The organism is Microbacterium sp. R1 (assembly GCF_015159725.1).
In the GTDB taxonomy this organism is placed as follows: Bacteria; Actinomycetota; Actinomycetes; order Actinomycetales; family Microbacteriaceae; genus Microbacterium; species Microbacterium oxydans.
The window spans coordinates 789,720-812,066 of the sequence record NZ_JADDUD010000001.1 but is presented as its reverse complement, the minus strand read 5'-3'; the positions used below and the strand labels follow the sequence as shown (position 1 = coordinate 812,066).

22 protein-coding genes are annotated in these 22,347 nt (G+C 69.2%); 3 read left to right on the top strand and 19 right to left on the bottom strand.

Annotated elements, in window-relative coordinates; all coding sequences use genetic code 11:
* Positions 1-16: 16 nt before the first annotated feature.
* The 4 genes from ILP86_RS04045 to gabT all read right to left on the bottom strand — a co-directional run bounded on the left by ILP86_RS04045 (position 17) and on the right by gabT (position 5,305).
* The gene (locus tag ILP86_RS04045) at positions 17-1,564 is read right to left on the bottom strand and encodes an APC family permease (RefSeq protein WP_046747856.1); all 1,548 of its coding nucleotides are present in this window, start codon (positions 1,562-1,564) and stop codon (positions 17-19) included.
* Positions 1,564-2,448, bottom strand: coding sequence for a universal stress protein (locus ILP86_RS04040; RefSeq protein ID WP_193761410.1), 885 nt, complete (start codon positions 2,446-2,448; stop codon positions 1,564-1,566). Before ILP86_RS04040 ends, ILP86_RS04045 begins: the two co-directional genes overlap by 1 nt.
* Positions 2,448-3,830 carry an NAD(P)/FAD-dependent oxidoreductase gene (locus ILP86_RS04035; RefSeq protein ID WP_061015303.1) on the bottom strand — a complete coding sequence of 461 codons (1,383 nt, stop codon included), beginning with the start codon at positions 3,828-3,830 and terminating at the stop codon, positions 2,448-2,450. Before ILP86_RS04035 ends, ILP86_RS04040 begins: the two co-directional genes overlap by 1 nt.
* Positions 3,831-3,937: 107 nt before the next feature.
* Complete coding sequence (gene gabT, locus ILP86_RS04030; protein WP_193761409.1) at positions 3,938-5,305, bottom strand: 4-aminobutyrate--2-oxoglutarate transaminase; 1,368 nt, start codon at positions 5,303-5,305, stop codon at positions 3,938-3,940.
* 98 nt (positions 5,306-5,403) lie between these two features.
* On the opposite strand from gabT, the gene ILP86_RS04025 reads away from it, so the two are divergent.
* Complete coding sequence (locus tag ILP86_RS04025) at positions 5,404-6,912, top strand: PucR family transcriptional regulator (RefSeq protein ID WP_193761408.1); 1,509 nt, start codon at positions 5,404-5,406, stop codon at positions 6,910-6,912.
* Between the two features lie 7 nt (positions 6,913-6,919).
* Here the strand turns inward: ILP86_RS04025 and ILP86_RS04020 are convergent, their stop codons facing one another.
* Genes ILP86_RS04020 through ILP86_RS03995 form a run of 6 tightly spaced genes read right to left on the bottom strand, consistent with a single transcriptional unit; the run spans position 6,920 to position 11,892 of the window.
* Positions 6,920-7,786, bottom strand: coding sequence for a MurR/RpiR family transcriptional regulator (locus ILP86_RS04020; RefSeq protein WP_058632123.1), 867 nt, complete (start codon positions 7,784-7,786; stop codon positions 6,920-6,922).
* Positions 7,773-8,588, bottom strand: a complete 816-nt coding sequence (gene phnE, locus ILP86_RS04015; protein ID WP_058632122.1) for a phosphonate ABC transporter, permease protein PhnE — start codon at positions 8,586-8,588, stop codon at positions 7,773-7,775. Before phnE (ILP86_RS04015) ends, ILP86_RS04020 begins: the two co-directional genes overlap by 14 nt.
* Positions 8,585-9,397 (bottom strand): phosphonate ABC transporter, permease protein PhnE, encoded by an 813-nt coding sequence (gene phnE / locus ILP86_RS04010; protein ID WP_193761407.1) that lies wholly within the window; start codon positions 9,395-9,397, stop codon positions 8,585-8,587. The genes phnE (ILP86_RS04015) and phnE (ILP86_RS04010) overlap by 4 nt, the downstream gene beginning before the upstream one ends.
* Positions 9,394-10,197, bottom strand: coding sequence for a phosphonate ABC transporter ATP-binding protein (gene phnC, locus ILP86_RS04005; RefSeq protein WP_058632142.1), 804 nt, complete (start codon positions 10,195-10,197; stop codon positions 9,394-9,396). Before phnC ends, phnE (ILP86_RS04010) begins: the two co-directional genes overlap by 4 nt.
* A gap of 22 nt (positions 10,198-10,219) precedes the next feature.
* Complete coding sequence (phnD, locus tag ILP86_RS04000) at positions 10,220-11,209, bottom strand: phosphate/phosphite/phosphonate ABC transporter substrate-binding protein (RefSeq protein WP_058632141.1); 990 nt, start codon at positions 11,207-11,209, stop codon at positions 10,220-10,222.
* Positions 11,210-11,253: 44 nt separating this feature from the next.
* Positions 11,254-11,892 carry an HAD family hydrolase gene (locus tag ILP86_RS03995; RefSeq protein ID WP_193761406.1) on the bottom strand — a complete coding sequence of 213 codons (639 nt, stop codon included), beginning with the start codon at positions 11,890-11,892 and terminating at the stop codon, positions 11,254-11,256.
* A 118-nt stretch (positions 11,893-12,010) separates the two neighbouring features.
* On the opposite strand from ILP86_RS03995, the gene ILP86_RS03990 reads away from it, so the two are divergent.
* Entirely contained in the window at positions 12,011-12,664 is a 654-nt protein-coding gene (locus tag ILP86_RS03990; protein WP_227750905.1) for an amino acid deaminase, read from the top strand.
* 84 nt (positions 12,665-12,748) lie between these two features.
* On the opposite strand, the gene ILP86_RS03985 is transcribed toward ILP86_RS03990, so the two are convergent.
* Together ILP86_RS03985 and ILP86_RS03980 are read right to left on the bottom strand one after the other, a co-directional pair.
* On the bottom strand, positions 12,749-13,156 hold the full coding sequence (locus ILP86_RS03985) for a riboflavin kinase (RefSeq protein ID WP_113681307.1): 408 nt from the start codon (positions 13,154-13,156) through the stop codon (positions 12,749-12,751).
* Positions 13,153-13,662 (bottom strand): flavin reductase family protein, encoded by a 510-nt coding sequence (locus ILP86_RS03980; RefSeq protein ID WP_058633058.1) that lies wholly within the window; start codon positions 13,660-13,662, stop codon positions 13,153-13,155. The genes ILP86_RS03985 and ILP86_RS03980 overlap by 4 nt, the downstream gene beginning before the upstream one ends.
* A 103-nt stretch (positions 13,663-13,765) precedes the next feature.
* On the opposite strand from ILP86_RS03980, the gene ILP86_RS03975 reads away from it, so the two are divergent.
* The gene (locus tag ILP86_RS03975; RefSeq protein WP_193761405.1) at positions 13,766-14,371 is read left to right on the top strand and encodes a PadR family transcriptional regulator; all 606 of its coding nucleotides are present in this window, start codon (positions 13,766-13,768) and stop codon (positions 14,369-14,371) included.
* A 2-nt stretch (positions 14,372-14,373) separates the two neighbouring features.
* On the opposite strand, the gene ILP86_RS03970 is transcribed toward ILP86_RS03975, so the two are convergent.
* The 7 genes from ILP86_RS03970 to ILP86_RS03940 all read right to left on the bottom strand — a co-directional run bounded on the left by ILP86_RS03970 (position 14,374) and on the right by ILP86_RS03940 (position 22,229).
* Positions 14,374-15,258, bottom strand: a complete 885-nt coding sequence (locus ILP86_RS03970) for a PfkB family carbohydrate kinase (RefSeq protein ID WP_046747849.1) — start codon at positions 15,256-15,258, stop codon at positions 14,374-14,376.
* Positions 15,251-16,630, bottom strand: coding sequence for an NtaA/DmoA family FMN-dependent monooxygenase (locus ILP86_RS03965; protein WP_058633055.1), 1,380 nt, complete (start codon positions 16,628-16,630; stop codon positions 15,251-15,253). The genes ILP86_RS03970 and ILP86_RS03965 overlap by 8 nt, the downstream gene beginning before the upstream one ends.
* Positions 16,631-16,741: 111 nt before the next feature.
* A complete protein-coding gene (locus ILP86_RS03960) occupies positions 16,742-17,590 on the bottom strand; it encodes an ABC transporter permease (RefSeq protein WP_193761404.1) in 849 nt (282 codons plus the stop codon).
* The gene (locus ILP86_RS03955; RefSeq protein ID WP_017201539.1) at positions 17,583-18,380 is read right to left on the bottom strand and encodes an ABC transporter ATP-binding protein; all 798 of its coding nucleotides are present in this window, start codon (positions 18,378-18,380) and stop codon (positions 17,583-17,585) included. The genes ILP86_RS03960 and ILP86_RS03955 overlap by 8 nt, the downstream gene beginning before the upstream one ends.
* Positions 18,380-19,483 (bottom strand): ABC transporter substrate-binding protein, encoded by a 1,104-nt coding sequence (locus ILP86_RS03950; protein WP_193761403.1) that lies wholly within the window; start codon positions 19,481-19,483, stop codon positions 18,380-18,382. The genes ILP86_RS03955 and ILP86_RS03950 overlap by 1 nt, the downstream gene beginning before the upstream one ends.
* 145 nt (positions 19,484-19,628) lie before the next feature.
* On the bottom strand, positions 19,629-20,753 hold the full coding sequence (locus tag ILP86_RS03945) for a DUF6226 family protein (protein ID WP_193761402.1): 1,125 nt from the start codon (positions 20,751-20,753) through the stop codon (positions 19,629-19,631).
* A 24-nt stretch (positions 20,754-20,777) separates the two neighbouring features.
* The gene (locus ILP86_RS03940) at positions 20,778-22,229 is read right to left on the bottom strand and encodes a helix-turn-helix domain-containing protein (RefSeq protein ID WP_046747844.1); all 1,452 of its coding nucleotides are present in this window, start codon (positions 22,227-22,229) and stop codon (positions 20,778-20,780) included.
* Positions 22,230-22,347 lie beyond the last annotated feature (118 nt).

The window sequence follows — 22,347 nt, the reverse complement described above, 5'->3', positions numbered from 1 at the left end:
CTTTCTGTGAGGAGGGCTAGGAGCGCTTGCGTCGACTGGGCGGTGCGTCGATGCCCAGGGTCTGTCCGCGGAAGAAGGCGGGCCGTCTGATCGCGTTCCAGATCATGACGACGATGCCGACGACGATGATCAGCATGCCGAGGATGAACACGATGCCGACCCCGCCGATCTGCGAGCCGGAGCCGTAGGCCGGGTCCATCGAGTCGATCAGCGTGGTGAAGAACAGCACCGCGAGGATCGCGCCGCCGACCAGCGGGAACAGGAACGTGAAGAAGAAGTTCCGCGTCGAGTCGAACCACTGCTTGCGGAAGTACCAGACGCAGGCGAATGCGGTGATCCCGTAGTAGAAGCAGATCATCATGCCGAGTGTCAGGATGGTGTCCCACAGCGTGTCCTCGCTGACGATGCGCATCACGGCGTAGAAGGCCGATGCCACGATGGCGGAGGCGATGGTCGCGTACCCCGGGGTGAAGAACCGCGGGCTGACCTTCGCGAACGACTTGGGCAGTGCGCCGTAGTGCCCCATCGCCAGCAGGGTGCGCGCGGGACCCACGAACGTGGACTGCAGCGACGATGCCGAACTGGTCAGCACCGCGAGCGACACGAGGAACGCGAGCGGGCCGAGGATCGGGCCGGAGAGGTGGAAGAACACGTTCTCCTGGATGTCCTCGTTGCCGAGGCCCAACGCTCCGGTGCCGACGCCGGCGAACATGATCATCGCGACCGCCAGCAGCAGGTACAGGGAGACGATCATGAGCACCGTGACGGTGGCGGCACGCCCCGGGGTCTTCTCCGGATCCTTGGTCTCCTCGTTCATGGTGAGGGTGACGTCCCAGCCCCAGAAGATGAAGATCGACAGGGAGAGGCCGGCGGCGACGGCGCTGAACGACGAGATCGCGAACGGGTTGAACCAGCCGAGGTCGAACGGCTGGTAGTCGAAGCCGTTGCCGTTCACCGCCTGCACGATCGCGGCCCCGGCGAAGAACAGCAGCACGAGGATCTGGAAGCTGACGAGCCAGTACTGCAGCTTCTGCGTCGTCTGCATGTCGCGGTACGAGATCCACGTCGCGCCGAGCATGAACAGCAGGCACACGCCGATGTTGATCCAGGTGACGCTCGCGAGGGAGGCGATGTCGGGGTTGCCCGTGATCTGCGAGATCAGCAGGAAGAGGAAGTCCACGGCGATGCCCGCGAGGTTGGACAGCACGAGGATCGTGGCGACGACGAGGCCCCAGCCGGCCATCCAGCCCACCCAGGGACCGAAGGCACGGGCCGCCCAGGTGAACGACGTGCCGGAGTCGGGCATCCGGTTGTTGAGCTCGCGGTAGCCGAAGGCGACCAGGAGCATCGGGATGAACCCGACGAGGATGATCGCCGGGATCTGGGACCCGACGGTGGAGGCCACGGGTCCGACGGCCGCCGTGAACGTGTAGGCGGGCGCGATGCACGAGATGCCGATCACGACCGCGCCGATCAGGCCGACCGTTCCGGCGCTCAGGCCCTTGGTGGAGATCCCGGTGGTGACGCCGGATTCGGGCTCCGTCGCCCGGTGGGTGCTGCTCATCAGCGTTCTCCTGCTTCGTTGCGGGTGCGCGGGACGACGATCATGGGGACGGGCAGAACGTGCAGCATCTTCGCCGCCGTGGAGCCCAGGAACAGTCGGCGCGGCTGTGCCAGCCGGCTCGATCCGACCAGGATGACCTCACCGGGAAGCCAGGAGAGGTTCGCGACCGCATCCTCGACCGTGTCGCCTGGGGCCTTCTCGACCGCGGCGGTGCGCCCGTCAGGAAGGAGCTCGGTCGCCATCGCGAGAACCTCTCGACCGTGCGTGTCCCCTACGGTGCGGATGGCTCCCGTGTCGAGGCCGGGTGGCACGTCGAACGGCACGAGGGAGACGAGTCGCAGATCGACACCGCTGTCTCCGGCGAGCGACACCGCTTCGTCGAGCAGCGCGTCCGCGCCCGGCCGTGAGCCGACCGCGACCGTGACACGCGGGATGACGTGGTCGTCCTGCTGCGCGGTGCCGGCAGGCGCCAGGGCGACCGGGATGGTCGACGAGTGCAGCAGCTCGGAGGCCACGCTGCCGAGACGGTGGCGCCCGAAGATGCCGCCGCCCGCCGCGCCGATCACGATCAGACGTGCGCCGAACTCCTCACCGGCGGCGATGAGCCCCTCGGCGAAGGACTCGGAGAAGCGGACGTGTCCGCTGCGGATCAGCTCCTGCGGCAACCGGACGACAGCGTCGCCGAGCCACTTCTTGGCCTGCGAGCGGATGTGCTCCTCGTAGGCGCGCTCCGGCGGCACCGCGGCGCTGCGCGTGCCCTCGTTGGGCAGCACGATCACCAGGTGCAGGGCCGCTCCCAGGCTGCGGGCGATGCGCGCACCCAGCGCTGCGGCATCCGCTCCCGCGTCCGTCGCCGTGTATCCGACGACGACCGACCCGGTCATCAGCTGCTGCTCTCGACAGCGCCGGCCTCACGACTCGCATCGACGATGTTGGAGGCGACCAGGTGTCCCATCCGGATCGCACCGTCCACGTGCTGATACCCGGCGCCTGCCATGTCGCTGCACGCGAAGTGGATCGGTCCGACCGCGGTGCGCAGGTCGGCGCCGTAGCGGTGCAGGCCGCCCATGTCGAAGCTGGCGGCATAGGCGCCGCGCGTCCACTCCTCGCTGCCCCAGTCGCTCTCGTAGTAGACGACCGGGTTCTTGGCCTCGGGGCCGTAGTAGTGCGACAGCGACTCGAGGATGCGCTCCTTGCGCTCCTCGGCCGAGAGCTCGAAGACACCGTCGGCGTTGGCGTCGGAGACGAAGCCGACCAGGGTGCCACGCTCATCGCCGTGGTTGGTGTTGTCGTAGGCCTCGTGCGACAGTTCGTACGGGCTGAACGCGGTGCCGCTGAGACCCTGCTCGCGCCAGAACGGCCGGTCGTACACGGCGTGCACCTTGATGACGAAGCCCATCGAGAGGTGCTGGTGCAGCTGGTGCTGGCGGCGTGGCAGCGGCGGGTCGAACGAGATGCGGCTGTAGAGAACCGGTGCGTGCGCGAGGATCGCGTGGCGGGCGCGCACGGTGAGCTCGTCGGTGACGGCGACCACACCGGCATCCGACCACTCGAGGCGGCGGACGGGCTGGTTCAGCAGCACGTCGTCGCCCAGACGCTCGGCGAGGCGGAGCGGCACCTGCTGGAGACCGCCCACGACGCGCTTGTCGAGGATGAAGTCGGCGTCGACCAGGTTCGAGTAAGAACCGGCGGACGCGGCCATCAGGAGCGACTGCAAAAGCGAGAACGAGTGCGTGGGTTTGGTGAGCATCGCGGAGCCCGTGGCGAAGGCGAGGTTGCGCACGGCCTCGTCGTCGTCGGTCTGCGAACGCAGCCAGGCATCCCAGGTGATGGAGTCCCACTCCTCGGCCTTGGGGTGCGCCCACGGCTGATCGGGGTCGATCTCCGCGACCAGCGCGTCGAGGATGCCGGTGATGCGGGCGATCACGGCCTCGGTCTCCGGCGAGACGGGGAACATCTCCCCCGTGAAGCGGTGGGTCTTCCCGTCGGGTCCGACGTAGACGCTGTCACCCTCGCGGTAACGGCTGTAGGTCTCGAGGCCCAGCTCCTCGATCGTGTCCTTGAGCGCGTCCTGGTCGGGCGAGACCCACTGGCCGCCGATCTCGAGCATGGCACCGTCGATGACATCGGTCCACAGGCGGCCGCCCACGCGGTCGCGGGCCTCCAGCACGGCGACCGACAGGCCGGCCTTGCGCAGGTCGTTCGCGGCCGTGAGCCCTGCGGCTCCAGCACCGATGATGAGTACGTCGCGGGTGATCTCAGACATCTGCAACTCCTTCGTTGGGGGAAGTAGTGCCGGTCGCGACCCGAAATCCCCCGATTGGGGTCGCGACCGGACAGGGGGTCAGGCCGCGCGGGAGCGCGGCCTGCATGTTATTCGGCGGCTGCAGCCAGGGCTGCGGCCACGATGTCGAGTCCTTCGTTCAGCAGGTCGTCGCCGATCGAGAGCGGAGGAAGGAAGCGGATGACGTTGCCGTAGGTGCCGCAGGTGAGGACGATGACGCCCTGCGCGATGCACGCCTTGGCGACCGCGGCCGTGAGAGCGGCGTTCGGCGCCTTGGTCTCGGGGTCGACGAACTCGGCGGCGATCATCGCACCGTGGCCGCGGACATCGCCGACGCGCGGGTCGTTCTGCTGGATCGCGGTGAGACGGTCGATGAGGATGGTGCCGATCTCGCGTGCCCGCTCGATCACGCCATCGTTCTCGAAGACGTCGATCGAGGCGAGGGCTGCGGCGCAGGCGATCGGGTTGCCGCCGTAGGTGCCGCCGAGGCCACCCGAGTGCGAGGCGTCCATGATCTCGGCGCGGCCGGTGACGGCGGCGAGCGGAAGGCCGCCGGCGATGCCCTTGGCCGTGGTGATCAGGTCGGGCTCGATGCCGAAGATCTCGCTCGCGAACATGTGTCCGGTGCGGGCGAAGCCGGTCTGCACCTCGTCGGCGATGAAGACGACGCCGTTCGCGCGGCACCAGTCGACGATCGCGGGGAGGAAGCCGTCGGCCGGGACGATGAAGCCACCCTCGCCCTGGATGGGCTCGATGATGACCGCGGCCAGGTTGTCGGCACCGATCTGCTTCTCGAGCTGGAGGATCACGCGGGCCGCGGCCTCGCGCCCGTCGAGTCCGTCGCGGAAGGGGTACGACATCGGCGCGCGGTACACCTCGGGGGCGAACGGGCCGAAGCCACTCTTGTAGGGCATCGACTTGGCGGTGAGCGCCATGGTCAGGTTCGTGCGGCCGTGGTAGCCGTGGTCGAATGCGACGACGGCCTGGCGACCGGTGTGCTTGCGGGCGATCTTGATCGCGTTCTCGACCGCTTCGGCGCCCGAGTTGAACAGGGCGCTCTTCTTCGCGAAGTCGCCGGGGGTGACGCGGTTGAGTGCTTCGGCCACGCCCACGTAGGACTCGTACGGCGAGATCATGAAGCAGGTGTGCGTGAACTGCGCGGCCTGAGCGGCGACGGCCGCAGCGACCTTGGGGTGCGCGTTGCCCACCGTGGTCACGGCGATGCCGGAACCGAGGTCGATGAGCGAGTTGCCGTCGGCGTCGACGACCACTCCGCCGCCCGCGGCGACAGCCGCGATCGGAACCGTGTGTCCGACACCCGCGGCGACGGCGTCCGCCTTGCGCGCGAGGATCTCGGCCGAACGGGGGCCGGGGAGGTCCGTGACCAGGCGACGCTCCTGCGGGAGGTCGGGTCCACCGAGAGGGACTGCGGGGGCTGCGGTGTCGAGGAGTGCCATGTTCGCGAGCGTACGGCGGTGACCGAGACTGCTGCATTCACCGATCTGTACAATCTGTAGCGTCAGTTCGCCTGCGTGTACAAGTTCCGGAGAATGTCATGGCCGTCACCGCTCAGCCGACCTTGCGTGCGCTGCTGCAGCGTCGTGACCTCGGGCTCTCGCTGGTGCCTCGCGAAGCCGACATCCCGGAAGGCGCTCTCGACCGCCCCCTGCGCTGGGTGCACAGCTCCGACCTCGCCGACCCGACCCCGTTCCTCTCGGAAGACCTGGCACTGCTGACCACGGGGACGCAGTTCGACGAGGCCGTGAGCATCGACACGTATGTCGGGCGACTCGCAGACCGCGGCGTGATCGGCCTGGGGTTCGGTACCGAGGTGCATCGCTCAGGGATCCCCGACGAGCTCGTCGAGGCCTGCGCTGTGCACGGGATGCCCCTGTTCGCCGTACCGTACCGCACCCCGTTCATCGCCGTCGCACGTGCACACTCCGAGGCCATCGCGGCTCAGGCCTATGCACGACGGTCATGGGCACTCGACACGCAGCGCGCTCTGGCCCTCGCCGCCCTCCGTCCGCACGGCCTCGACGCGACGATCGCGGAGCTCGGGCGTCGGCTCGACGTCTGGTCTGGCATGTTCGACGCCGCCGGAGCCCTCACGTTCGCTCACCCGCGTGACGCCATCGAGGCGCGTGTGCTCGACGAACTCGGCTCCCGCGTGGTCGAGATCCTCACGCGGGGGCTCGAGGCCGGGCAGTCGCTCAGCATCGAGGGTCACTCGTTCATGCTGTTCACGGTGGGCCGCGGCGGACACCTGCGCGGCGTCATCGCCCTGGCCATCGAGACGCTCGACCCCGAAGCACGTTCGGTCGTGACATCGGTCATCGCCATGGCGGGACTCGCGATGGAGCAGAGCGAGCAGCTGGCGCGCAGCCGACGCCGCCTGCACACCCAGCTCCTCGGCTCTCTCCTCGCCGACGACCCCTCTCTCGCCAGGCGGGTGCTGGGAAGCCTGCCACCCGCGCCCGTGCTGGTCGCGGTCGCGGCCGACGCCCCTGCGGGACCCCTGGCCGACTGGTGGGAGCGACATCGGTCCGAACACGGCACCTCCTTCTTCCTGGCCGAGTCGGAGGACGGCGTCACGATGTGCGTGTCGGTCGCCGACGAAGGGCTGCTCGATGAGGTCGCCGCGCGGTTCGGCATCCGCATCGGCGTCTCCGATTCGGAGGGCTACGATTCGTTCGCCCGTGCCCATGCGCAGGCACTCACCGCGCTGCGCCAGCAGGGCTCGCACGGGGTCGCCCGGTACGCCGACACCGTGGGGTCGAGCATCCTCACCGCCCTCGCGACCGACGAGGCCCGCCTGGTCGCCGAGTCTCGACTCGCCCCGGTGCGCGAGCACGATGCCCGCACCGGCGCCGACCTCGAGGGCTCGCTGCGCACCTGGCTCGAGCACGATGCGAAGGCCGAATCCGCCGCGAACGCTCTCGGGGTGCACCGACACACCCTGCGCTCCCGCATCGCCCACGCGGGCGCGCTGCTCGACATCGACCTGTCGACCTTCCCGGCTCGCGCCGAGCTCTGGACGATCCTGCAGACCGCTCGGGATTGATGCCTGGTCAGTCGGTGGATCCCTCGCCGAGGTTCGCGGAGACGACCTCGAGGGCGTGGGCGCGCGCCTGGACCGCATCCACGCCACGCTCGGTCGCGACCGCGGCGGCGAACACCTCGGCGAACACGAGGTAGGCCACGCGGGAGGTGTGCTCGAGCTCGTCGCGGAAGCTCACCCCGGTCGGCGCGATCACGAGCGACAGCGACGCCGCCTCGGTCAAGGCCGACGAGGCGAACGACGTCAGGGCGATCACGGTCGCACCGCCCCGCGCGGCCGCCGTCGCGACGCGCAGACTCGCCTCGTTCGCACCGGAACCGCTCACCACGAGGCAGACGTCTTCGGCCGTGAGGTGGCGGGCCGCGATCTGCTGGGCGATGGCGTCGGCGATGAATTCCGCCGACCGCCCGGCGGCAGTCAGCCGCATGGCGAGGTCGTTGGCGATCGGCGACGACAGTCCGTTGGCGAGCACGAGCAGACGACGGGCGGATGCCGAGAGGCGCACGGCCTCGGCGACAGCATCCGGGTCGAGCAGGCTGGCGAGCGCCGGCAGGGAGCCCGCCAGACGATCGATCTCCCCCCGCATGCGTCCGAGCACGCCGGGACCGTGGTCGACGGCCGCCTCCCCGGGCGTGCTGCCGAGTTCGGCGGCGAGCGCGACCCGCAGCTGCGGATAACCGCGATAGCCGATGCCCTGGCAGGTGCGGACCACGGTGGCGCGGCCGACGCCGGCCCGATCGGCGAGCTCCTGCGCCGTCCACTCCACGACCTCGTCGGCCGATTCGACGATCAGCTCGGCGACGCGGCGCTCGGCCGGCTGCAGGGTGTTGAGCACGGCCGCGATGCGTGCGGTGGGCGGGGCGCTAGGCGAGAACACGGGCTCGGGCTCCCTCCATGATGCGGCGACGGATCGCACCGGACGCCGCATCGATCAGCATCGTCACCACGACCACCACGATGAGCAGGACACCCACCGTCGACCACTCACGGTACTGGGTGTAGGAGGTGAGCATGTCGCCGATTCCGCCGACGCCGATGAGCCCCAGCACCGCGGAGGAGCGCACGTTGATCTCGAAGCGGTACAGCCAGAACGACCAGAACGCCGGTTCGGCCTGCGGCCACACACCCCAGCGCAGCACCTGCAGCGTGCCGCCACCGGCCGCGCGCGCCGCCTCGATCGGACCTCGGGGCACGGCCTCGACCGCCTCATACCCCCATTTGCCGAGCGTGCCGACGCCGTTGATGGCGAGGGCGAGCGCGCCGGTGAACGGGGTGAGGCCGGTGACCGAGAGGATCACGATCGCGATGATGATCTCCGGGACCGCCCTGATCAGCGAGAAGAGTCCGCGCAGGAGCGCCCGCAGCCACGCGGGCCCGAATCCGCGCGCGGCGACCAGGCTCAGCGGGGTGGCGAGCAGGATGCCGAGGATCGTGCCGACCCAGGCCATCTCGATGCTCCGCCACGTCTGCCACAGCGCCTCCGGCAGCTTCTCCCAGTTCGGATCGGCGAACATCAGGAACGTGTACCGGATGATCTCGGACGGCAGATCGGAGAGGCGGGACCAGTCGATGTCGATCGACCAGAACGCCAGGACCACGATGCCGGTGACGAGCGCCCATCCGGCGATCAGCCAGGGCCGGCGAGGCTTGGCGGGGATGACGGTGAGCGCCGCACTCATACGAGCCTCCGTCGGATGGCGTCCGAGACGAGGTCGATCACGATGACGACGATGAGGATCTCCAGGATGATGAGCGAGAGCTGGTCGTAGCGGTAGAACGTGCGCACCGCGTCGATCAGCAGCCCCATGCCTCCGGCGCCGACGAGACCGAGCACGGTCGAGGCGCGCACGTTCAGCTCGAACACGTACAGGGCCTGATTCGCGAAGGCGGGCCAGGCGTCGGGCAGCGCGAGCGTGCGGTTGATCTTCGCCTGCGTCGCCCCCACCGCGCGTCCGGCCTCGAGGGGGCCGCGGTCGTTGGTGTCGATGGCCTCCGAGACGAGTTTGACGATGATGCCGACGTTGAACAGCAGCAGCGCCAGGATTCCGGGGAGCGCACCGACCCCGACCATCGCGACCAGGATCGCCGCATACAGCAGGTCGGGCACGCTGCGGACGACGTTGAGGATGCCGCGCACGATGACGCGCGCCGTGGTGTTCGGGTTGGTGGCACGCGCGGCCCAGAAGCTGAGCGGCAGCGACACGGCGGCTCCGATGGCGGTCGCGATCACCGCCATCTGCAGGGTCTCGATGAGGGGCGCGACGGTGCGGGGGAAGAAGCTCCAGTCGGGCAGGAGCAGCTTCACGATCTTGTCGGCGCCGTTCTGCCAGTTGCGCGCGATGGCCGAGAAGTCGACGCCGATGCCGATCACCGGCAGGCACATCACCACTGTGACGGTCACGACGGCGGCCAGGATCACAGGCCCCTTCCACGCTCCTCGCTGGCGGGCGGGAATGTCGAGGACGGTCGCGTTCTGGGCGCCGCTCATGCGTCCAGCCGGTCGTCGGGCGTGAGCGAGCGGCCGTAGATGCTCTCGAAATCGGCGTCCGTCGCACTGGTGGCGGGCCCGTCGTAGACGATCTCCCCGGCGCGCATGCCGATCATCCGCGCCCCGTACTCGCGGGCGAGGTCGAGGAGGTGCAGGTTGACGAGCACCGTGATCCCGAGATCCCGGTTGATGCGGCGCAGGTCGTTCATCACCCCGTGCGCGGTGGGCGGATCGAGGCTCGCGACCGGCTCGTCGGCGAGGACGATGCGCGGCTCCTGGGCGAGGGCACGGGCGATCGCGACCCGCTGCTGCTGGCCGCCCGAGAGCTCGGAAGCGCGGGAGTGCAGCTTTGGCAGGATGCCGACACGATCGAGCGCGTGATACGCAAGCTGCTTGTCCGCCTCGGGGTAGACGCCCAGGAGCGTGCGCCAGAGCGGCGTGTGGGCGAGGCGCCCGACGAGCACGTTCTGCAGCACGCTCGCGCGGCCCGCGAGGTTGAAGCCCTGGAAGACCATGCCGATGTCGCCGCGGAGGCGGCGGAGGGTGCGCGACGAGGCGCCGCTCACCCGGTGCTCCCCCACGTCGAGGGCGCCGCTCGTCACCGGCACGAGGCCGTTGATCGTGCGGATGAGGGTGGACTTGCCCGAGCCGGAGAGCCCGACGACGGCGACCATCTCGCCGGCCTCGATGTCGAGCGACACCCGGTTCAGACCGACCGTCCCGTTGGGATAGCGCACCGTGACCTCGTCGAGGCGGATGGACCACGGCGTGGACGCCGCAACCGAAGCTGCGGCGTCCACGTGCTGGATCTGATCGGACAATTTACTGGAGCCCCAGAGCCTGTGCGGCACGGGCCACGACGTCGAGCGAGTCGGGGTCGGCCGGCGCGAGCTTGGTGATCGAGTAGATGCTGGTGAGGATCTCGGAACCCTCCGGAGTGTTCGAGAAGTCCTCGAGCGCCTTCGTGATGCGATCCTGCAGCTCGGGTGACAGGTCGGACGAGAGGGCGACGCCGTCGTTCGGGATCTCCTCGGTCATCGCGAACACAACGACCTTCTGGCCGACGTCGGGGGTGTCCTTCGCGACGATCGTGCGGGCGTCCCAGAAGCTGAATCCCACCTCGGCGTCGCCGTTGTAGACCGCGAGCACCGAGGCGTCGTTCGCGGTGACCGGGATCTGCTGGATGTCGGTGTCCGTGTCGAGACCTGCCTCCTGCAGCGCGACGATCGGGTAGATGTAGCCGGCGGGCGAACCGGGGCCGAGCACGGCGACCTTCGCGCCCTTCACCTTGTCGATGCTGTCGAGGCCGGCCGGGCCCTTCATGGCGTCGGCGCCGTTGCAGAACAGCATCCCGTCACGCTCGACCGGCTCGTCGTCGCAGTACTTGTCGGGGTTGTTCGTCATGAACTGCGCGGGGTAGGTGATGTTGCCGTTGCGCTCGGTCTGCAGCACGACCTTCGCGTCGTACATGTCGTTCGCCTGCCACAGCTGCAGCGACGGCAGGAAGCCGATCTGCGCCTGGCCTGCGCCCATCGCCTCGACGGCGGCCTGGTAGTCCTTCGACACGACGCCTGTGACCTCGATGCCGAGCTCCTCGGTGAGGTAGTCGGTGAGGGGCGCGGCGGTGTCGACGAGTCCGTCCTGGTCCTGCGAGGGCACGAGGGCGAGCACGATCGAGTCGGGGTCGGCAGCGGGGGCTGCGGAATCCTCGGGCGCGGCGGTGCTGCTGGAGCAGCCGGCGAGCACCACGGTCAGCAGGGCGCCGACCGCGACGACGCCCGCTGCGGAGGAGCGGAGGAGAGAGGTACGCATGTTCATCCTTCGATGGGGGTGGGTGTGTGAGGGAGGGAGAGGTCTCAGCCGCGCAGCCAGGCCTCGAGCTGGGGAACCAGCGTCGAGAACTCGGCGGCGCGGAAGGTCGGGGTGGCGTCAGGGTCGGAGAATCCGCCGATCAGCGCGGTCGCATGGCCGCGGGCGTGCGCGGGGGCGAGGTCGTTGTGCCAGATGTCGCCGATGCTCAGAACCCGGGCGTCCGCGGGGAGCTCGGCGAGCACGGCCTCGAGCCCCCGGGGCTTGCCGGCACCGGTGACGATCCGGTCGAACAGTCCGCGAAGCCCGAGGGTCTCCAGCGCGTCGACGATGCGGATGGCCGGAGCGTTCGTGACGAGGATCCGCTCGGCGTCGACCGAGGAGAGGAACTCGGCGAGCCCGTCCGGTGCGGTGATCGGGGCATCGGCAGTGCCGAGCTGCGCACGACTGGCGAGATAGGCGTTGCTCAGGAGACGGGCATCCGCTCCCCTGGCTTCGGCGACTCGGCGCACCGCGTCGTAGCCGTCGAGCGCATCCCCGTCGGCTGCGGCGAGGACCGCGCGGACGTCGTCGAGGAAGGTGTCATCGTCACCGAGGCCGGCAGCGACCTGCTGGGCGTAGGCGAGGACCGGACCGTCGCCGAGGGCGATCGTGCCGTCGAAATCGAAGATGAGGATGGAGTTCACGGAGTTCTTTCTGTGGGGACGCTCCGTCCATGATGAGGAACGATTGTGGACAGAAAGTCCCGAACGTGTGAACGCCGTGTGAACAATCCGTCCACTCCACTCGCGTATGGTGAGCGCCGTGTCCGAACTCGAACAGCTCACGCATGCGGCGCACCTCGCCGCCGACGGATCCGACGCCGGTGCACGCTCCGCCCTCCATGCGCTCCCCTGGCTGGCATCCGCGATCCGCGACGACCGCGCGGCCGGCCGCTTCGCCGTGTGGGGGCGGTCGTCGGTGATCGACGAGAACACGGGTGCGGCGGTCATCCCCCGCGCGCTGTTCGAGGAACTGCACGGGCACGCGGACATCGCCGCAGACTGGCCGCTCGGCAACGCGGGAGTGCTGCACTGCTACGGCTACCTGCTGTCGCTGGAGCCCACGCCCTACGGCCTCAAGCGCGAACGCTGGACCGAGGGCGCGCTGGCTCGGGCATGCCACCTGCCTCCGGACGCGTTCCGCCCCTGGGGCGAGGGGCCGACGCTGCTCGCGCGAGCGACCGCCGCCGCATCCGCACTCCTCGCCACCCCCGCTGCCGGCGCGACCCAGGTGATCGACGCCCGCGAGGCCAGGCTGGCCCTCGGTGCAGTGCAGGGCCCGACCGCTCTCGCCTACGCGGTCGCGCCGACCGCAGGCACCACCCCGCTGCTGGTCACGATGTTCCCGGTCGCCGATGCGACCATCCCCCTCACGGAGTTCCTCGCGGATCCGCGCCTGCGCTGGAACGCGGTCTAGCCTCCCCGGCTCCGACGCCTCCGGTCGCGCTTCGTACCGCCCGCGCGGCTTCTGAACGGCAGCAACTGCGACCGGAGCAGGGGGTCAGGAGCGGACCCGAGCGCGATCAGCCAGCAGCGCTCGGCAGCGGATGACGTCTTCGGCGGTCTGCGCGATCAGCGCGTCGACGCCGTCGAAGCGCAGGGTCGGGCGCACGAGTGCAACGAGGGTCACGAACAAGCGCCGGCCGTACAGGTCGAGATCCGCATCGTGGAGGTGCACCTCGACACGTCGCGCACGGTCGCCGTCGAACGTCGGATTCGCACCGACGCTCACGCTCGCCGCCCAGAGCGGCTGATCGTCGTCGATCCGCGCCCAGGCCGCGTAGATCCCGTCCTCAGGGAGGTCTCCCTCGTCCATTTCCAGGTTCGCCGTCGGGAAGCCGAGCTCACGCCCCCGACCGTCACCCGGGACGACCATTCCGACGATCGCCCCGAGCGGCGGAGCGCTCACGCGCTCTCGGGCGCGGCGATGGACCGATAGCGGCTCTGGTGGAAGACCAGGGGCTCGACATCGTCGAAGAGCGTGACGTCGGCGATCTCGTACAGGGCGATCTCGTGATCCCCGCCGTCGAACGTGCTGTGCAGGCGGCAGGTGAGCCAGAGCGCCGCATCCGCGATCAGCACGGCTCCCCCGTCGGTGCGCTGCCACTCGTGTCCGCCGAACCGGTCGCCCTCACGCGCCGAGAGCGAGCGGCTGAGTGGCTCATGGTGCGCGGCGAGCACGCTCATGCCGAGCTCGGGCACCGTGCGCAGCACCGGCCAGGTCTTCGACGTGCGGGCTGCGCTGATCGCGACGAGTGCAGGTTCGAGCGAGATCGAGGTGAAGGAGTTGACCGCCATCCCGACGGCTCGATCGTCGATGTGCGCGGCGAGGGCCACGACACCGGTCGGATACACCGAGAAGGCCCGGCGGAGGGCGAGGTCGCGCGGCAGGGCGTCGGTCACGGCAGTCGTCATTTCGGCTTCCTTTCGTTAGTCAACTTTGACTAGTATTGATAATAGGCAACTTTGATCATGCAAACAACAGGAATCTGCGAGGCCAGCCGTTAGCATGAGGGTCATGTCGACCACCCGCCTCGTCGTCCTCGGCGCCGTGAAGCAGTTCCAGCCCGTGCACGGATACTTCCTCCGCCGCGAGCTCATGACGTGGCATGTCGACGAATGGGCGCACATCCAGCCCGGATCGATCTACAACGCCCTGCGTGCCCTCGAGGTCGACGGGTACATTGCCGAGAGCGGCACCGAGGCCGAGGGCAAGCGCCCCGCCCGCACGACGTACCGCATCACTCCGGCCGGCGAGGTGGAGCTGCAGCGGATGCTGCGCGAGAACCTCTGGAACGTGGCGGCCTTCGACACTCAGGCGATCATGACCGTGGCCTCGTTCATGTTCGTGCTGAGCCGGCAGGAGGTGATCGCCGGCCTCGAGCACCGCCTCATCAAGAGCGACGCGATCATCACGCAGAACGGCTTCGATGTGCAGGACACCCTGCGCTCCGAGACCACCCCGAAGTACGTGCGGGAGATCTTCGACCTCTCCACCGCGCGTCTCACTGCGGAGAAGCAGTGGCTGCTCGACCTGCTGGATCGTCTGCGCGACGGCGAGTACACCTTCGCCGGCGAGACGGCCGAGAGCGCGGCGACGGCTGACGCTGCCGCCTCGGACTGACCTCAGCGCGACGCCACGAGCGCCGCGATCGAGGTGGGCGAGAGAGCAGTCGTCGTCGCGCCGCGGTGCTGGGCGACGACAGCGCCGGCAGCGCAGGCGCGGATCAGCGCCGCTTGGATGGCAGCCCCCTGAGCGAGCGCAGCTGCCAGTGCCCCGCAGAACGCGTCACCGGCGCCGGTCGTGTCCACCGGATCGATCCGGAAGGCGTCGACGTGCAGCGGGTCGTCTCCGGCCCGGTGCAGCGTCACTCCCCCGGCACCTCGGGTGAGGACCACCAGCCCGGCACCGGCGGCGTACAGCCGGTCGATGCCGCCGAGCTCGGCGCACTCGGTCTCGTTCACGACCAGCACATCGACGTCGGCGAGCATCCCGATCGTCGCCGCGTGTGCGGGTGCGGCGTTCAGGATCGTGAGCGCTCCCGCTGCGCGGCCGGCCCGCAGCGCCGCCGCCACGCTCGCGAGAGGAATCTCCAGCTGAGCGAGGACGACCGCGGCGCCCTCGACCCCGGCGACCGCGTCATCGGCGCCGAGCTCCCCGTTCGCGCCGGCCGCCACGATGATGCTGTTGTCCCCGTCGTCGAAGGCCAGCACATGGGCGACACCGGTCGGGGCGACGGCGCTTCGGCGCAGGGCCGCCTCTACTCCGGCATCCGCCAGCGTCCGCTGCAGCACGTCGCCGGCCTCGTCCGTTCCGACGACCCCGCAGAACCGCGTGGACGCCCCGCTGCGGGCGGAGGCGACGGCCTGGTTCAGGCCCTTGCCGCCCGAGAAGCGACCACCGGCACGGCCAAGGAGCGTCTCACCGACGAGCGGAGGGCGCGAGACCTCGACCACGAGATCGAGGTTCGCGCTCCCCACCACGGCGACGCCGGCGAGGGTGTCAGACACGCGACATCGTCCGCCGGTACTGCGAGCCCGTGTGCGACTCGGCGAGCGCCGGGGTGGGCGTGCCGATCAGGCGCTCGCGCAGCGACTGCGGCTCGGACGAGGGCTCCGCGATCGCGCCGCGCTCCTTGAGGATCGGCAGCACGTGCTCGATGAAGTCGACGGTCGAGGCCGGCGGGATGACGGGGGCGAACAGGAACCCGTCGAGGTCGGCGCCGTCGGCGAGCTCGATCATCCGGTCAGCGACCTGCTCCGGGGTGCCGACGATGGGGCGGGCTCCGACGCCGTGCGCGTGCCAATCCCCCAGCACATCGCCGACGGTCTTGTCCGCGAAGCGGGCGACCTGCGTCTGCGAGAGTTCGGTGCTGAGCTCCGACATCGGCGTGTTCGGCGCGTACGCCGAGAGGTCGAGACCGGTGAACCATGCGTAGGAGGCGACCGTGACATCGGGGTTCTGCGCGTCGGCGACCTCGGCATACTTGCGCCGGGCCTCCTCCTCGGTGCTGCCGACGACCGCGGCGAACGCCGACATGATCTTGACCTCGTCGGCCCCGCGACCGTTCTTGACGGCCTCCTCGCGGATCGCACTCGAGTGCGCACTGAGCTGTTCGACCGAACCGCTGCCGACGAAGATCGCCTCGCCGTGCTTGCCGCCGAACTCGCGACCGGCGGGCGATGCCCCGGCCTGGAACAGCACCGGCGTCCCCTGCGGCGAGCGCGAGGTGTTGCCGTAGCCGTGCGAGCGGAAATAGGGACCGTCGTGCGCGATGCGGTGCACCTTGGACGGGTCGGCGAAGCGACCGGCCTTGTCGCGCTCCAGGGCGCCTTCCTCCCAGGCCTGCTCCCACAGCTTGTAGACGACCTGCATGAAGTCGTCGGCCATGAGGTAGCGCTCGTCGTGGCCGACCATCGGCACACCGAAGCCCTGCACCGCGGTGTCGGCCGTGCCCGTGGTGACCACGTTCCAGCCGATGCGTCCGCCCGAGAGGATGTCGAGCGTCGCCATGCGGCGGGCGAAGGAATAGGGCGGCTCGAGCAGCGTGGATCCGGTGGCGACGAGCCCCAGTCGCGTGGTCTCGGGGATGAGTGCGGCAAGGATGATCGCCGGGTCGAGCCGGGGCAGATCGAGGCCTTCGACGGAGCAGATGTCGGGGCGTTCACCCGCGACGTCGGCCCAGCCCCAGGCATCCGCGAGGAAAAGGAAGTCGAACCCGGCGTCCTCGACCATGCGCGCGGTGTCGCGCCAGTACTCGAGCTTGTCGAACAGGTAGCGCCCGTTGTCGGGGTGCCGCCAGGTCGCGGTGCCGGAGTCGTTCGCCTGCGCGTTCTCGAAGAGGCCGAGACGCAGCGGTTTGACGGTGTTCTGATCGGTCATGTGCGGGTGCCTTCCTTGTGGGTGGTTCGGGTGGATCTGGGCTGTTCTCCGGGCACGCCGGAGGAACCCCGGGACGGGTGGGGGATCCCGTCCCGGGAGGCGGGCGCCGCGTCAGCCCTTGGCCGTGACCTCGCCGTCGCTCCACCAGAGCACGCGCTTGCGCACCAGGGCGAGGACGATGATGAGGAGCACGCCGAGCAGGCACAGCAGGGCGATGCTGGCCCAGGTGACGGGGAGGTTCGCCTGGGCGGCCGAGGTGGTGACGAGCGAGCCGAGGCCGGCCTGCTGCCCCGCCGCGACGAACTCGGCGACCGCGGCGCCGACCACGGCGAGCGGCAGGGCGATGCGGAGGCCGGCGAACACGTACGGCATGCTGCCGGGGAAGCGCAGTTCGCGGAAGATCTCCCACCGCGAGGCATGCAGCGTCTTGAACACGTCCATGGCCTTCTGGTCGACGTCGCGGAGCCCGGCGAGGGAGTTCACGAGCATCGGGAAGAACACCACGAGGCCGGTCACGATGAACTTCGGCACCATGCCGAAGCCGAACGCCACGACCAGCGCCGGGGCGATCGCGACGATGGGGGTCACCATCACGATGATCACGAGCGGCATGACCGCCCGCTCGATGATCTGGAACTCCGCCATCACCACAGCCAGGAGGAACCCGGCGAGGATGCCGGCGGAGGCACCGACCACGACCTCGAGCAGCGTGACGAGGAAGTTCGACCAGTACATGCCGGCGTCGTCGACGAGGCTGGTACCGATCGCCTCCAGCGTCGGGAGAACATACGGATTGGTCCAGGCCACCAGCTGCCACAGCAGCGCGGCGATCACGAAGGTGATCAGGGTGGGGCCCCACGATCCCCACCGCAGCCAGGAGGGAGCGCCGCTGCGGGGCTGGCCCTTCAGACGGGCGGTCGCGATCGTCGCGGTGGTGTCTCTCATCGTCAGCTCAGACATGGGCCTTCTCCGTCTGCGCGCGCAGCGCACCGCGCACGACTGCTTCCAGTTCGCGGAACTCGTCCGTCGCGTAGGCCTCTTCGGTACGCGGTCGCGGCAGGTTCACGTCGATCACCTGGGCGATGCGTCCGGGGTGCGCGGCCATGACCACGATGCGGTCGGAGAGCATGATCGCCTCCGGCACGGAGTGCGTGACGAACATCACGGCCTTGCGGTTCGACTGCCAGAAGTCCAGCAGAGCGATCCGCTGCAGGTCCCGGTTCATCTCGTCGAGGGCGGAGAACGGCTCGTCCATCAGCATGATCGCCGGGTCGAACACGAACGCCCTGGCGATCGCGGCGCGCTGCTGCATACCCCCGGAGAGCTGCCCCGGGTACTTCTTCAGCGCATGGCCGAGGCCGAAGGTCGACAGCAGCTCGGCCGGGTCGCGGAGCGCACGGTCGCCGTTGGCCCCGCGGTTGATCCGCACGGGGAGCTCGACGTTCTCGCGCACCGTCTTCCACGGCAGCAGCGCCGGAGACTGCGGCACGAGTCCGATCTTCTTGTCACGCGAGGCCGCCCTGACGCTCTCGCCGTCGATCGTGACGGTGCCGGAGTCGGCGTCGAGGAGCCCGGCGACCACCTTGAGCAGCGTGGACTTCCCGCAACCGCTGGGCCCGATCACCGAGACGAACTCGCCCATCCCGATCGTGAGACTCACGTCATCGAGCACGGTGACCTTCGCGCCGTCGACGCCGAAGGACTTCGAGACGTTCCTGACCTCGACGCCGGCACCGTGTGCGACCGTCATCACTTCTCCTTCCAGATCAGGGTGTCACCGTCGTAGAGGTCGGCGACCAGGTCGGCGTCCATCATGTCGGCGATCGCGGGCAGCTCCTTGACGTCGCCGTACTTCTTCACGAGGGCGTACTCGGGCTCCCACATGGACTCGTTCTGCACGCCGGGGTTGCCGCCGGCACTCTCGCGCACCCAGGCGGACTCCACCTCCCACGTGCGGGCGAGCTGCTCGCGCGGGAACGCGGCTCCCTGCCCGTTGTCCTCGGCCAGCTTCGCCAGCTTGTCGATGCACGCATCGGATTCGTCGAGGCAGTACTGGAGCGCCTTGAGGCTCGCGCGCATGAAGTCGGCGGCGACCTCGCGGTGCTCATCGAGGAACCGGGAGTTGACCTCCATCACGTTGTACGTGCCCTCGACGCCGAGGTCGGAGGGGAGGAACTCGCTGAACGGCATGCCCTGTGCCTTGAGCGACTGGGGCTGGTTCGAGGCGTAGCCGACGATCGCGTCGACCTGCTCGCGCACCACGACGGTCGGGTCGTAGTTGGTCATCTTCACCATCTCGACCTTCGAGACGTCGACCCCGGCTTCGTCGAGCATGGCCGAGGCGATCGGTGTCAGGTTGATGAAGTACCCGAGCGATCCGCCCTCGAGGTCCTTGAGGCTCTCGAGCTTCTCGTTGCCGAAGATGGAGAACGGCGGGGTGGTGCCGTAGGTGGCGACCGCCGTGAGGTTCTTGCTGTTGGCGGCCGCCAGCATCACATCGGACGCGGAGCCGAGCGCGGTGAACTGCGCCTGCCCCGAAGCCACGAGCTGCTGCCCGTTCGCCCCTGAGGCGTTGATCTCGACATCGAGGCACAGATCGTCGAAGTAGCCCAGCTCCTCGGCGAGGAACACATCGAGCTGACCGGCGCTGGCGGAGTAGCCGTAACCGGAGATGTAGGTGATGGTGCCGGCATCCTGATTCCGCTTGCAGGCGTCGCTGTCGTTCGCACTCGTGGGGGCGGTATCGCCGCCTGGCGTCTGCGCGGAGCATGCTCCGAGCGTCAGCGTGGCGGCGAGAACGCACGTCAGGGTGGCAGTGATGCGGAATCGGGTTTCCGCAGGGGAAGTAGCCATGAGGGTCCCTTCTCGGCCGTTCGTCGTTGATGGCTCGATGAAAGTAACATAGTCAATCTTGACTAAGCAAGATCAAACTAAGTTTTGACGAACGGCATGACGGGCGCACCATGCCTCCGCCCATGAGGACAGCGGAGACCGGAGGTCAGACCGAGGTCGAGCGGAGGGGCCAGGCCGGCCACCAGCCGCCATCGAGTCCGCTCAACAGCGACGTCACGCGCTCCCGCTCGTCCGCGGTCAGCTCCGGGGCCGGACCCGCGGCGGTCTCCCGACGCTCCCCGTCGGGGGACCGCACCTCCGTGTACAGCCAGGCGCGTCGCCCGACGGGGTACTTCTCCCGGAACCCGCCTGAGGCGACGGACAGCACGATCCGCTCCATCTCGTCCGCCGCGCTTTCGGCAGTCTCGTCGCAGGCGTCGCACACGCACAACGGGACGATCGCATGGAAGAGCGCCCCGGCTTCGACGCGGACGACGGGAGGCATCGGAGCGATGCTGATCGCCGCTCCGACCGCGGGGTCGAGCACGATGCATTCGGCACCTCCCTCATCGCGCTCACGCCGCACCTCGACTTCGTACCCGGCACGAAGGTGTTCGACGAGGGCTTCGACCACGAGAAGCAACGGTTCGAAGCGCTCCGGGTGCGATTCCCGGGAGTAGGCCTCCTCCGGCGGGGCACCCTCGGACCAGCGGCGTCCGTAGCGGATGACCTCGCCCCGGTCGTCGCGGAAGAGCAGGAGCGGGAGAGCGGGACGGACGTAGGCGCTCGCAGGGAGCACGGCGGTGCGCTCGGGCGCCTCGGCGGACAGCGCCCTCACCTCCTGGTCGTCGAGGTCGTCCTGATCCCACGACTCGATCATCCGCAGGAAGGCTTCGCGCTGGTCGGGCTGCCGCACCATCCCCTGCACGAGCGCCTCGACCGGGATGGAGAGGGTGTTCGTCCCTATCTCGGGCTCGGCCGCCATCCGCCATGTCGCTGCCGGATGCACCATGGCGATGACGTTGCCCACGAAACGCGCCGCCGCAGCGGCCAGGTCGGCGCTGTCGAGGATCGCATGATGCGCGGCCACGAAATCCCACGTCGCCGCGAGGTCGTCGGCCAGGAGATTCGGGTCCGCGCCCTGACTCCGGGCGAACCCGGCGAACAGTTCGAAGCCGTCGACGAACCGCACCGATCTCCGCGCATCCGACGGCGACGGCATCCACATGATCGCGGCGGACCCTGCCTCGGGCATCGGGCCGAACGGACCGGGGAAGACGTCGCTGCTCATCGACTGAGCGTATCGACCGGGGTCTCACCGCGGTGCGTGGGCCTCCAGGAACTCGTACACGTCGGTGGTGTCGACGCCCGGGAAGGCTCCTGTGGGCAGAGTCGCCAGCAGTGTGCGAGGAGTCTTCACATTGGGCCAGGAGTTCTCGCGCCAGCGGTCCTCCAGGTCCGCGGGAGCCCGACGACAGCACACCTCGACCGAGTGCTTCGACACGCCGCGGTGCGAGGTGTCGCGACCCACGAACCACTTCGTGTCGTCGAAGCGCACGCCCACGCTCACCGAGTGCAGCCCTTCGCTCGACGACTCCACCCGCGCGGTGCACCAGTAAGTGCCGTTGCCGGTATCGGTGTACTGGTAGTAGGGGTTGAAGCGGTCGTCCTCGTCGAACACCACGCGCGAGGTCCACCGGCGGCAGCACATCTGCCCCTCGATGGCCCCGAGCCGGTCGGTCGGGAAGTTCACGTCGTCGTTCTCGTACGCCTTGGTGATGGTGCCCGACTCGTGCACTTTGAGGAAGTGCACCGGGATGTCGAGGTGCCGGGTCGCGAGGTTCGTGAAGCGGTGCGCCGCCGTCTCGTACGACACCGAGTATCCGTCGCGCAGGTCTTCTATCGAGATCGCCCTCCGCTGCTTGGCGTCCTTCAAGGCGGGGACGACGTGCGCCTCCGGGATGAGCAGGGCGCCGGTGAGGTAGTTCGTCTCGACGCGCTGACGCAGGAACTCGGCGTAGCTGCGTGGTTCGGAGTGCCCGAGGATGCGACTCGACAGCGCCTGCAGCACCGCGGTGCGGGCATCGCCCTTCGCCGGCACACTGCTGGAGAGGTAGAGCCTGCCGTTGGCGAGGTCGGCGACGCTGCGAGTGGTCTGCGGCAGGTCGGGGGCGTAGTGCAGGGTGAAGCCCAGGTAGGCGGCGATCTCGGATGCGGTGCGCTGCGTCAGCGGGCCGCCGGGGTGACCGACCGCGGCGAGGATCTCGGCGGCCTTCGTCTCGAGGTCGGCGAAGTGGTTGTCCTGCCGCCGCATCAGGTGCCGCAGCTCGACGTTCGCCCGGCGAGCTTCTTCGGGCGTCGCGGCCCGCTCGTCCTTGAGCCTGTCGATCTCGCCGTGCAGAGCGAGCAGCGCCTTCAGCGCATCCGTGGGCAGACTCTTCGCGATGCGGAACGGCTCGATGCCCAGGGCCTGGAACGTCTGGCCCTTCATCGCCCGCTCCAGGGCGATCTCGACCGCGCTGCGTTCGTCGAGCGGCTCGCCTTCCAGCAGCGCGTCGATCGTGACCCCGAGAGCCCGGGCGATCGCCTGCAGCTGCGTGAGCTTCGGCTCGCGCTTGCCGGTCTCGATCATCGACATCTGACTCGGCGCCCGGTCGACGGCGGAGGCGAGGTCGTCGAGGGTCATCCCCTTCGCCGTACGGAGCTGGCGGATGCGGCGGCCGATCGTGAGGGCGTCGGTCTCTTCTGCAGCGTCGATGGTGCTCATGCGGGCGATTCTGTCACAGAAACAGAATTTCGACCGATCTTCTCCCCGGAATCGGTCGGCCAAGCTCGTGAACTTCACTCACAGTGGAACCACGCCACTCCGGCACCGCAGCCGGATC

Excerpts from the sequence above, each read along its gene's own strand:
- ILP86_RS03945 (WP_193761402.1), bottom strand. The coding sequence starts at position 20,753 with ATGAGCAGCGACGTCTTCCCCGGTCCGTTCGGCCCGATGCCCGAGGCA.
- phnD (WP_058632141.1), bottom strand. The coding sequence starts at position 11,209 with ATGCGTACCTCTCTCCTCCGCTCCTCCGCAGCGGGCGTCGTCGCGGTC.
- ILP86_RS04025 (WP_193761408.1), top strand. The coding sequence starts at position 5,404 with ATGGCCGTCACCGCTCAGCCGACCTTGCGTGCGCTGCTGCAGCGTCGT.
- ILP86_RS03940 (WP_046747844.1), bottom strand. The coding sequence starts at position 22,229 with ATGAGCACCATCGACGCTGCAGAAGAGACCGACGCCCTCACGATCGGC.
- gabT (WP_193761409.1), bottom strand. The coding sequence starts at position 5,305 with ATGGCACTCCTCGACACCGCAGCCCCCGCAGTCCCTCTCGGTGGACCC.
- phnE (WP_193761407.1), bottom strand. The coding sequence starts at position 9,397 with ATGAGCGGCGCCCAGAACGCGACCGTCCTCGACATTCCCGCCCGCCAG.
- ILP86_RS03960 (WP_193761404.1), bottom strand. The coding sequence starts at position 17,590 with ATGTCTGAGCTGACGATGAGAGACACCACCGCGACGATCGCGACCGCC.
- ILP86_RS03950 (WP_193761403.1), bottom strand. The coding sequence starts at position 19,483 with ATGGCTACTTCCCCTGCGGAAACCCGATTCCGCATCACTGCCACCCTG.
- ILP86_RS03965 (WP_058633055.1), bottom strand. The coding sequence starts at position 16,630 with ATGACCGATCAGAACACCGTCAAACCGCTGCGTCTCGGCCTCTTCGAG.
- ILP86_RS04045 (WP_046747856.1), bottom strand. The coding sequence starts at position 1,564 with ATGAGCAGCACCCACCGGGCGACGGAGCCCGAATCCGGCGTCACCACC.
- ILP86_RS04035 (WP_061015303.1), bottom strand. The coding sequence starts at position 3,830 with ATGTCTGAGATCACCCGCGACGTACTCATCATCGGTGCTGGAGCCGCA.
- phnE (WP_058632122.1), bottom strand. The coding sequence starts at position 8,588 with ATGAGTGCGGCGCTCACCGTCATCCCCGCCAAGCCTCGCCGGCCCTGG.
- ILP86_RS03975 (WP_193761405.1), top strand. The coding sequence starts at position 13,766 with ATGTCGACCACCCGCCTCGTCGTCCTCGGCGCCGTGAAGCAGTTCCAG.
- ILP86_RS03955 (WP_017201539.1), bottom strand. The coding sequence starts at position 18,380 with ATGACGGTCGCACACGGTGCCGGCGTCGAGGTCAGGAACGTCTCGAAG.
- ILP86_RS03980 (WP_058633058.1), bottom strand. The coding sequence starts at position 13,662 with ATGACGACTGCCGTGACCGACGCCCTGCCGCGCGACCTCGCCCTCCGC.
- ILP86_RS04040 (WP_193761410.1), bottom strand. The coding sequence starts at position 2,448 with ATGACCGGGTCGGTCGTCGTCGGATACACGGCGACGGACGCGGGAGCG.